Annotated in this window: 9 protein-coding genes; 1 reads left to right on the top strand and 8 read right to left on the bottom strand. The window is 67.7% G+C overall.

Features of this window, described 5'->3' with window-relative positions; genetic code table 11:
- From infC to VNO22_07380, 3 genes are all read right to left on the bottom strand, one after another.
- On the bottom strand, positions 1 to 565 hold a 565-nt coding region (gene infC / locus VNO22_07390; protein ID HXG61178.1), incomplete at its 3' end, for a translation initiation factor IF-3.
- Positions 543 to 2,468, bottom strand: coding sequence for a threonine--tRNA ligase (gene thrS, locus VNO22_07385; GenBank protein HXG61177.1), 1,926 nt, complete (start codon positions 2,466 to 2,468; stop codon positions 543 to 545). The genes thrS and infC, both read right to left, overlap by 23 nt.
- A gap of 13 nt (positions 2,469 to 2,481) precedes the next feature.
- Positions 2,482 to 3,396, bottom strand: a complete 915-nt coding sequence (locus tag VNO22_07380) for a hypothetical protein (protein HXG61176.1) — start codon at positions 3,394 to 3,396, stop codon at positions 2,482 to 2,484.
- A gap of 56 nt (positions 3,397 to 3,452) precedes the next feature.
- On the opposite strand from VNO22_07380, the gene VNO22_07375 reads away from it, so the two are divergent.
- Entirely contained in the window at positions 3,453 to 4,124 is a 672-nt protein-coding gene (locus VNO22_07375) for a hypothetical protein (protein HXG61175.1), read from the top strand.
- A gap of 10 nt (positions 4,125 to 4,134) precedes the next feature.
- Here the strand turns inward: VNO22_07375 and aspS are convergent, their stop codons facing one another.
- The 5 genes from aspS to VNO22_07350 form a co-directional block, all read right to left on the bottom strand.
- Positions 4,135 to 5,889, bottom strand: coding sequence for an aspartate--tRNA ligase (gene aspS / locus VNO22_07370; protein HXG61174.1), 1,755 nt, complete (start codon positions 5,887 to 5,889; stop codon positions 4,135 to 4,137).
- A 17-nt stretch (positions 5,890 to 5,906) separates the two neighbouring features.
- Positions 5,907 to 6,719: an AmmeMemoRadiSam system protein B gene (amrB, locus tag VNO22_07365; protein HXG61173.1), complete on the bottom strand. Its 813-nt coding sequence runs from the start codon at positions 6,717 to 6,719 to the stop codon at positions 5,907 to 5,909.
- Between the two features lie 169 nt (positions 6,720 to 6,888).
- The gene (locus VNO22_07360) at positions 6,889 to 7,437 is read right to left on the bottom strand and encodes an arginine decarboxylase, pyruvoyl-dependent (GenBank protein HXG61172.1); all 549 of its coding nucleotides are present in this window, start codon (positions 7,435 to 7,437) and stop codon (positions 6,889 to 6,891) included.
- A gap of 84 nt (positions 7,438 to 7,521) precedes the next feature.
- On the bottom strand, positions 7,522 to 8,394 hold the full coding sequence (gene lipA, locus VNO22_07355; GenBank protein ID HXG61171.1) for a lipoyl synthase: 873 nt from the start codon (positions 8,392 to 8,394) through the stop codon (positions 7,522 to 7,524).
- On the bottom strand, positions 8,373 to 8,770 hold a 398-nt coding region (locus tag VNO22_07350; GenBank protein ID HXG61170.1), incomplete at its 5' end, for a 2-oxo acid dehydrogenase subunit E2. The genes lipA and VNO22_07350, both read right to left, overlap by 22 nt.

Below are 8,770 nucleotides of genomic sequence, written 5' to 3'. Positions count from 1 at the left end.
GTTTGGACTTCGGCTTGACCCCCGGCTTCGGCAAAAGCGTCATCTGCATCCGCGGCCCCTGCATCGTCACGTCGTGCTCGACCTTGGCGAGATCGTCCACGTCCTTTTTGATCCGCTCCATGAGCGCCCGCCCGATCTCCTTGTGGGCCTGCTCGCGTCCCCGGAAGAAGACCGTCACGAGCACCTTGTCCCCGTGCTCCAGGATCTCCCGGGCCTTGCGGATCTTCACCACCAGATCGTGCTCGTCGGTCAGGGGGCGCATCCGCACCTCCTTGACCTGCTGCACGTGCTGCTTGTGCTTGGACTTCTTCTGCTTCTTTTTCTGCTCGTACTTGTACTTCCCGTAATCGAGCAGCTTGCAGACGGGCGGCCGCGCGTCCGCGGCGACCTCGACGAGGTCGTAGCCGCGCTCGCGGGCGATCTGCCGGGCCTGATCCGTGGGCATTTCGCCCAGCATCACGCCGTTCTCGTCCACGAGCTTCACCCGGGGCACCCGGATGCGCTCGTTGATGCGGTGCTCGTCGCGCGGCGGCGGCTCGCGCCTAAAGGGGATTCTTGGCGGCAACGTCCCTCCTCAATTCGGAAACGAAATCCTCGACTTTCACCGGCCCCAGGTCTCCCTTCCGGCGCGCGCGGACGGCGACCGTCCCCGCCTGGGCTTCCCGGGGCCCCACCACGGCCATATACGGGACCTTCCGGAGCTCGTGGGCCCTAATCTTATACGAGACCCTTTCCCCGGACAAATCAATTTCGGCGCGCAGGCCCGCCGCCCGGAGCTTTCCGAGCACCTCCCGGGCGTATTCGTGTTCCTTCTCCGACACGGGAATCACCGCCGCCTGGACGGGCGCCAGCCACAGCGGGAATTCGCCCCCGTAGTGCTCGATCAGAACCGCGATGAACCGCTCGAGGCTCCCCAGCACTGCGCGGTGAATCATCACCGGGACGTGACGCCGGCCGTCGGCCCCCTCGTACTCCACGCCCATCCGCAGCGGGAGCTGGAAATCGAGCTGAATCGTGGCCAGCTGCCAGGCCCGCCCCAGGGCGTCCTTGATGTCGAAGTCGATCTTCGGCCCGTAGAAGGCCCCATCCCCCTTGTTGACGGAGAACTCCACGCCGTGATCCCGCAGCGCCTTCTCCAGGGCCGCCTCCGCCCGGTCCCACACCTCGACCGACCCGAGAAACCGCTCCGGCCGCGTGGAAAGCTTGGCCGTGAAGGGCATCCGGAACACGTCCCGGTAGACGTAGTTGACGAAATCGATCTGGCCCGCGATCTCCGGCCCGATCTGCTCCTCGGTGCAGAAGATGTGCGCGTCGTCCTGCTCGAACTTGCGCACCCGGGTCATGCCCGAGAGGACTCCTTTCACCTCGTTGCGGTGCAACGGGCAGAAATCCGCGATCCTCATCGGAAGCTCGCGGTAGCTCCGGCGCCGGTGCTTGAAGAGGAGCACGTGGCTCGGACAGTTCATGGGCTTGAGGGAGAAGTCCTCCTCGTCCACCTTGAGCAGGAACATGTTCTCCCGATAGTGCTCCCAGTGTCCCGACAGCTCCCAGAGCGCCTTGTTGTACAGCTGGGGCGTCACCACTTCCTCGAATCCCCGCTTGCGGTATTCCTCGCGCAGGAACGTCACGAGCTCGTTGTAGATCACGGCGCCCTTCGGCAGGAAGAAGACCGCCCCGGGCGACCAGTCGTGGAACATGAAAAGTTCCAGCTCCTGGCCCAGCCGGCGATGGTCCCGCTTGCGGGCTTCCTCGATCCGCCGCAGATATTCCTCCAGCGCCTTGGGGGAATGCCAGGCCGTCCCGTAGATCCGGGTCAGCATCCGGTTCCGGGCGTCCCCCTTCCAGTAGGCGCCGGTCACCTTGGTGAGCTTGAGCGCGCGAACCCGGCCCGTCGAGGGCACGTGGGGACCCTCGCAGAGGTCCGTGAAGTCCCCGTCCGTGTAGATCGACGCGGTCGGATCCTGAATGTCCTTCTCGAGGGTCTCGACCTTGTACGGCTGGCCGAGTTCCCGCATCCGGCGGACGACCTCCTCCTTGGGCAGGTCCTGCCGCTCGAAGGGATAGTCCGCTTCAATGATCTTGCGGCATTCCGCCTCGATGCGCGCCAGATCCTCCTCGGAGATCTTCACCCCCTCGGGGAATTCCATGTCGTAGTAGAAGCCGTCCTCGACGGGCGGGCCGTAGCCGAACTTCACCCCCGGCCCGTAGAGCCGCCGGACCGCCCCGGCCATGATGTGAGCGGCGGAATGGCGGATCACCTCGAGCCCTTCGGGCTGGTCTTCCTTCAGGATCTCCACGCGGCATTCCCGCGGCAGGGGCCGGTGAAAATCCCAGACTTCCCCGTTCACCCGGGCGGCGATCGCCGCGCGGGCCAGACCCGGACCGATGGAGCGGGCCACGTCCAGGGCCGTGGCGCCGTCCGGAAATTCGCGAACCGAGCCGTCGGGAAGCGTGACGCGGACGGGCATTGGGGCTGGAATCCTACTGCATCGGTCGGGGCCAGTCAAGGTCGCACCGGCGCGGTTCGCCGCCGAAGACGAGCCAGGGCCGCCCGCCCCGCTCGATCACCCGGGGAACCGGTCCCCCCGGGGGCTCCGGCGGCGGCCCCTCCGCGGCGAAGGCCACGTGACACCGCCCCCGCCGGATCGCCTCCAGAATCGACTCCTCCGTCCGATCTTCCGCCCACACGTGCGTGGAGACGAACCGGAACGAGCGCTCGTAGGGGTCTACCTGGAGCCCTCCGAGACGGACGTTCTGGTGCGCGTCGTTGCCGGCGACCGCCGCGAAGGATCGGCCCCGGGCGGCCTCTTCCCAACGCGCCTGAACCTCCGGATCGAGCTGCTGAAGCAGCCGGAAGATGCGCTCCGGATCCTCCTTGAGCATCCGGAGCGCCTGCGCGTAAAACCCCAGGTCCCCCTGGCGGCGCTTCCAGGCGGCGTGGACGTTGTAGATCTCCATGCCGTCGGCCTGGCGATACGTCTCCCAGTCCCGAACCTCTTCCGGATGCGAAACCAGAGCCACGCCCCCCTGGCGGCGGATCGCGGCGATTCTCTCGGGAATCGAGCCCGAGGGAACGGGTTCCCGGATCCCGAGAGCCAGAAGGTTGGAACCGGCCAGCTCGTGGCCTTGAATGAAAAGGACGCCCTCGCGCATTCCGCGCCATCCTTCCCGGAGCGACCGGCCGGCGTCCCCCTTGGGAGGATGATCGGTGATGCAGACGAAATCGATGCGGGCGGCCCGGGCGGCCGCCAGGATTTCCTCGTACGTCCCGCGGGAGTCGTGCGAGTAAAGCGTGTGGCAGTGAACGATGCCGCGGAACTCCCGAAGAGGGCGGGCGGGCGCCGGGGCCGGCGCGCAGGATCCCGCCAGAACCGCCAAGAGAACCGCCCGGCGCATGGTTCGTATGCTAACATTCCACGGGTAACGGAGGGAACAGGGAAGGAACGAAGGACATGCCCGAAAACATCCTCAAAGGGGTCTACAAGGAAGGTCCCCGCGTGGCCTCCGTGCTTCAGCGGGACGACTCGGCGCGGATCATGCTCAAAGGGGCGGAACCCGGCGCGGACGGCTTCCTGGAGGCCGTGCGCCGGGCGGTGGAGGCCTGCCGGATCCACGTCGCCTCCTTCGCGGAACGCGACCTCTGCCTGGTGCTCGTGGAGAACCCGGCCGCGGCGGAATCCGTACCGCTGGGCCGGCCGGAAATCGAGGCGATGGGCCTCACGCGGGTGAGCCTGATGGACGGCCACTGCGGCATCGTCGTGCGGGTCATCGAAGCCGAGCCCCCGCCGGTTCCGCTCCCCTACGGAAGCCTGCGCTCGGACCACGGACTGCCCGACCAGCCGGGAATCGTCGACATCCCGTCCGGCCTTCCCCGCCGGACGTACAAGGACCTCACGGAACCCCAGCGGAAGGTCTTCGAGGCGGCCGCGCAAATCGCGGGTCGCGGCCTCGTGCGGCTCGTATGCTTCGAAGACGGAGACCTTCGGATGGCGGTGACGGTCAAAGACGCTCCGCCCCCGCGGGCGCGCTCGGTGCTGGTCCCGCTGGGGACCTACGCCGAAGACCTCGCCCGGGGCGTCGCGCTGGAAGAGATCGCCCGCCGGCTGGCGCCGCTTCGAACCTGACGGCCGCGACCTATTCCACGACCCGGATGTGCAGCTCCTTGAGGAGTTTGTCCGGGATCGTGCCCGGAGCACCCGTCATGAGGTCCAGCGTGGACTGCGTTTTCGGGAACGTAATCACGTCCCGGATGTTGTCCAGGCCCAGGACCAGCATCGCCAGCCGGTCGATCCCGAGGGCGATCCCGCCGTGGGGCGGCGCTCCGTATTCGAACGCGTCCAGCAGGAATCCGAACCGGTCGCGGATGTATTCCTCCGAAAGGCCCAGGAGCTTGAAGATGCGCTGCTGGATGTCCCGCCGGTGGATCCGGATCGACCCTCCTCCGAGCTCCACGCCGTTAAGAACCAGATCGTAGGCCTTGGCCCGGACCTTGAAGGGCTCCTGCTCCAGCGTGTCGAGGTACTCGTCCTTGGGAGAAGTGAACGGATGGTGCTTGGCGCCGACCTTGCCGTCCTCCCCCACCTCGAACATCGGGAAATCGACCACCCAGCAGAAGGCCCACTCCCCTTCCCGCGCGAGCTTGAGCTTGTCGCGCAGGACCAGGCGCAGCCCTCCCATCACGGCGGCGGCCCGCTCTTCCTCGTCGGCCACGAAGAGGAGAAGATCCCCCGGACGCGCCCCCAGGCGCCGCGCCAGGGCGTCGACCTGATCGGGCGTGAAGAACTTGGCGGAAGGACCCGAATAGGCGCCCGCCTCGAGCTTGAGGGAGACCAGCCCCTTGGCGCCGATTCCCTTGCAGTAGGTCTCCAGACCCTCCACTTCCTTGCGCGAGAAGGTTCCGCCTCCCGGCGCGCACACCCCCCGGACCACGCCCCCGCGGCGCACCGTTTCGGAGAAGACCTTGAACTCCGAATCCCGCACGAGGTCGGAGACGTCCCCGATCTTCAGACCGAAGCGGAGATCGGGCTTGTCGCTCCCGTAATCGCGCATCGCCTCGTCGTAGCCGATCCTCGGGAACGGGCGGGGAAGGTCCACCCCCAGGCACCGCTTCCAGACGGCGGCCACCGCGCCTTCCACGACGGCCATGACGTCCTCGCGGTCCACGAAGGACATCTCGAGGTCCAGCTGGGTGAACTCGAGCTGCCGGTCCGCACGCAGGTCTTCGTCCCGGAAGCAGCGGGCGATCTGGTAGTACCGGTCCAGGCCGCTCACCATGAAGAGCTGCTTGAAGATCTGGGGGGACTCGGCCAGCGCGAAGAACTTCCCCGGGTAGAGCCGGCTCGGGCAGACGAAGTTGCGGGCGCCCCCGGGGGTGTACTTCACCATGTACGGAGTCTCGATGTCCAGGAACCCCTGGGCGTCCATGTATTCGCGGATGACCTGGACGATCCGGTGGCGGGTCATGATGTTGCGCTGCATGAACGGCCGGCGGAGGTCCAGGAACCGGTACTGGAGACGGACCTCCTCGGAAACGCTGACGCGGTCGCCGATTTCGAACGGAGGGGTCTTCGCCTCGTTGAGAACTTCGATCTCCAGGGCGTCGATCTCGATCTCGCCGGTGGGGATCTTCCGGTTGACGGTGCCCGGCTCGCGGCGGCGGACAAGCCCCCGGACGGCGATGACCGTTTCCGGCCGCAGGCGCGAGGCGATTCCGTGCGTCGCGGCGGCCCGGTCGGGACTGAAGAGAATCTGGGTTTTGCCGTACCGGTCCCGCAGATCCACGAAAACGAGCCCGCCGAAGTCGCGGCGGGTGTCGACCCACCCGTTGAGGACGACCGTCTGTCCGACGTGCTCGGGGCGCAGCTCGCCGCAGGTATGGGTGCGCTTCAGTTTCCACATGGCGGGGTTCACTTTCCGAAGGGAACGATCAAACCGGCATATCCGACCACGCGGGCGAAGTCGCCCGAGACGTCGCCGCTGGTGGCGTGAACAATCGTGCGCGCGGCGGCGGCGCCCCGGGCGCGGGCGTACGCCGCGACGGCGAAGGCGGGCGCGAAGCCGCACATGGAGACCTCCTCGCGGACGATGACCCGGCGCAGCTCCTCCGCGTCCAGCCGCTCGAGGGCCCGGATCGCGGCGGCGTCCTTCCGGAGCGTCGTCTCCTGATCCTCGTAATGGTTGAGGTCCGTGGAGGCCACGACGAGAAAATCCCCCGGCACACGCGCCAGCGCCCGCCCGAAGGCGGCCAGCTGCAAAAACGACCGATCCTCCAGTCCCACCGTGAGGGCCACGGGGACGATCCGGACGTCGGGACGCAGGACCTGGAGGAACGGAAGCTGCACTTCGGCGGAGTGTTCCCCCGCATGGCCGGCCTCGTCGAACTCGGCCGGCAGGAAGGCCTCGCGCAGCGCGCGGGAGAGCCGGCCGTCCACCGGCACGTCCCCGAGCGGCGTCCTCCACGCCCCCTCGGGCCAGAGCGCGAAGGGCTTTCCCCTTCCCCGGTGGTTGAAGGCCAGAAGGACGACCTCGCGGGGAATTTCGATCCGGGCGTAGACGGCGCCGGCCACGCGGCCCGAGTAGGCGTATCCCGCGTGGGGCACGATCGCCGCCAGGACGCGCTCGCGGGCCGGGGGCGGGGATCCCAGAGCTTCCGCGACGGCGCGGCGGAGCTCCTGCGCCTCGGCCGGATAGAAGGAGCCCGCCACGGCGGGCGGCCTCACACTCATCGTTCGCGCGCTCGAAAGAAAGAGGGAGCCATTTTCCACGACGAAGGGGGCGGGCGCAACGATCAGCGGCCGGCCCGACGCCCCGGACGGAGGTTCCGGTCCGCGGTTTCGGGACACACGCCGGAAGGTTCGGCGGGAGGCGGGAAGGACGACGTGGAGGCCCTCATGGGACGAGCACCGCCGCCGCGATCACCGTGGTCCAGAGCCCCCCGATCCCCTGGGCCGACTGGGTGATGTTCATCGTCTTGACGATCTTCCCGGAGATCTTCCACTGCTCTTCGCGCTGGTCCCACGTGGCGCTCGTTTCGTAGTCGAGCCCCAGGGTCGTCGCCAGCATGGAGGCGGCCAGGTCCTCGGCGTACTCGCCGGCCTGCTCCTCGGTCTCGCCGAAGCTGTGGTGCTCCGAGAGGTAGCCGTACTGGTTCTTGTCGGCGGGAATGGCGACGCCGATCGAGGACGCCACGAGGCGGCGGTTCTCGTTGGTCTCGTTCCGGGCGATGACCACCGCGATCACCTGCCCGCTCTTGAGGCGCTGGAGCCCCTTGTTCACGGGCACGATCTTGCACTGCGGCGGCAGAATGCTCGAAACGTGCGTCAGGTTGAACCGGGCGATCTTGGCGTCGCGCAGCGCCTCTTCGAAGCTGGCGAGGCGCTCCTTATGACGGCCCACGCCCTTGGTCAGGAAAATTTCGCGCGGAAGGTAGGGAACCATGGCGACGGGCGTTCTATCAACCCCGGCGGACCGTGTCAAGGAATTGGGGCCCCGGCGCAAATTTTTTCTCGGAGACGCGCGGCTTCACGGCCCGGCGCCCTCGAACGGCTCCTCCGCCCGGTAGGAGCTGCGCACGAGCGGTCCCGACTGGACGTAGCGGATTCCCCGGGCGCGCGCCTCCTCCGCCAGGCGGGCGAACTCCTCCGGCGTGTAATAGCGGCGGACCGGAAGATGCTCCGCGGTCGGCCGCAGATACTGCCCGATCGTCAGAATGTCCAGGCGGATCGTCGCCAGGTCGTCGAGCACGGCGAGGATCTCGTCCCAGGTCTCCCCGTGTCCCACCTGGAGCCCCGTCTTGGTCGGAATCCCCCGCTTCCGGGTCTCTTCCAGGACCTTCCGGGAGCGCTCGTAGGTGGCGGCGCTGCGGACCTGCCGCTGGAGGCGCGGCACGCACTCGATGTTGTGCGCATGGACGTCCGGACGGGCCTCCCAGACCTTTTCGAGCGCGTGGAGCTTTCCCAGAAAATCCGGCGTCAGAACCTCCACGCGCGTCCCCGGGGAAAGGAGGCGGATCTGGCGGATCGTTTCCGCAAAGATCGACGCCCCGCCGTCCTCCAGCTCGTCGCGGTTGACGCTCGTAATCACGGCGTGACGGATCCCCAGCTCCCGGATCGCCTCGGCCGTGCGCCGCGGCTCCTCGAGGTCGAGTTCCGTGGGCCGCCCCGATTTCACCGCGCAGAAGCCGCAGGAGCGCGTGCAGATGTCGCCCAGGATCATGAACGTCGCGGTCTTGCGGCCCCAGCACTCGGCGATGTTCGGACAGAGCGAATCCTCGCACACCGTGTGAAGCCGCTTCTCCCGGGCCACCCGGAGCGTCGTGCGGTACCCTTCCCCGGTCGGAAGCCGCACCTTCAGCCAGGGCGGCTTGCGCCCGGTCACTTGAGGGGCAGCGTCCATGCCTGAAGGATCTCCTTGAGCCGGGCCATGTAGCGCTCCGCGTCGATGCCGTCCACCAGCCGGTGATCGAACGACAGGCAGAGGTTCACCATGGGACGGATGGCGATCGCGTCCTGGACGACGACCGGCCGCTTCTGCACCGTGCCGATCCCGAGGATGGCGACGTTCGGCTGGTTGATGATCGGCGTGAACATGATCGCCCCGAAGTTGCCGGGGTTCGTGATCGTGAAGGTCGCCCCCTGGACGTCGTCCAGCGTGAGCTTCTTGGTCCGGGCGCGCTCGGCCACGTCGTTGATCGCCCGCACGAGCCCCAGGAAACTCTTCTCCTCGCAGTGCCGCACGACGGGAACGATCAGCCCCTCGGGGATCGCCACCG

Source organism: Planctomycetota bacterium (genome assembly GCA_035574235.1).
In the GTDB taxonomy this organism is placed as follows: domain Bacteria; phylum Planctomycetota; class MHYJ01; order MHYJ01; family JACPRB01; genus DATLZA01.
The sequence above is the reverse complement of the archived record's forward strand: the minus strand, read 5'-3'. Positions and strand labels throughout refer to the sequence as shown.

Coding starts and splice junctions, on each gene's coding strand:
- thrS (HXG61177.1), bottom strand. CDS start 2,468: ATGCCCGTCCGCGTCACGCTTCCCGACGGCTCGGTTCGCGAATTTCCG.
- VNO22_07380 (HXG61176.1), bottom strand. CDS start 3,396: ATGCGCCGGGCGGTTCTCTTGGCGGTTCTGGCGGGATCCTGCGCGCCG.
- VNO22_07375 (HXG61175.1), top strand. CDS start 3,453: ATGCCCGAAAACATCCTCAAAGGGGTCTACAAGGAAGGTCCCCGCGTG.
- VNO22_07360 (HXG61172.1), bottom strand. CDS start 7,437: ATGGTTCCCTACCTTCCGCGCGAAATTTTCCTGACCAAGGGCGTGGGC.
- lipA (HXG61171.1), bottom strand. CDS start 8,394: ATGGACGCTGCCCCTCAAGTGACCGGGCGCAAGCCGCCCTGGCTGAAG.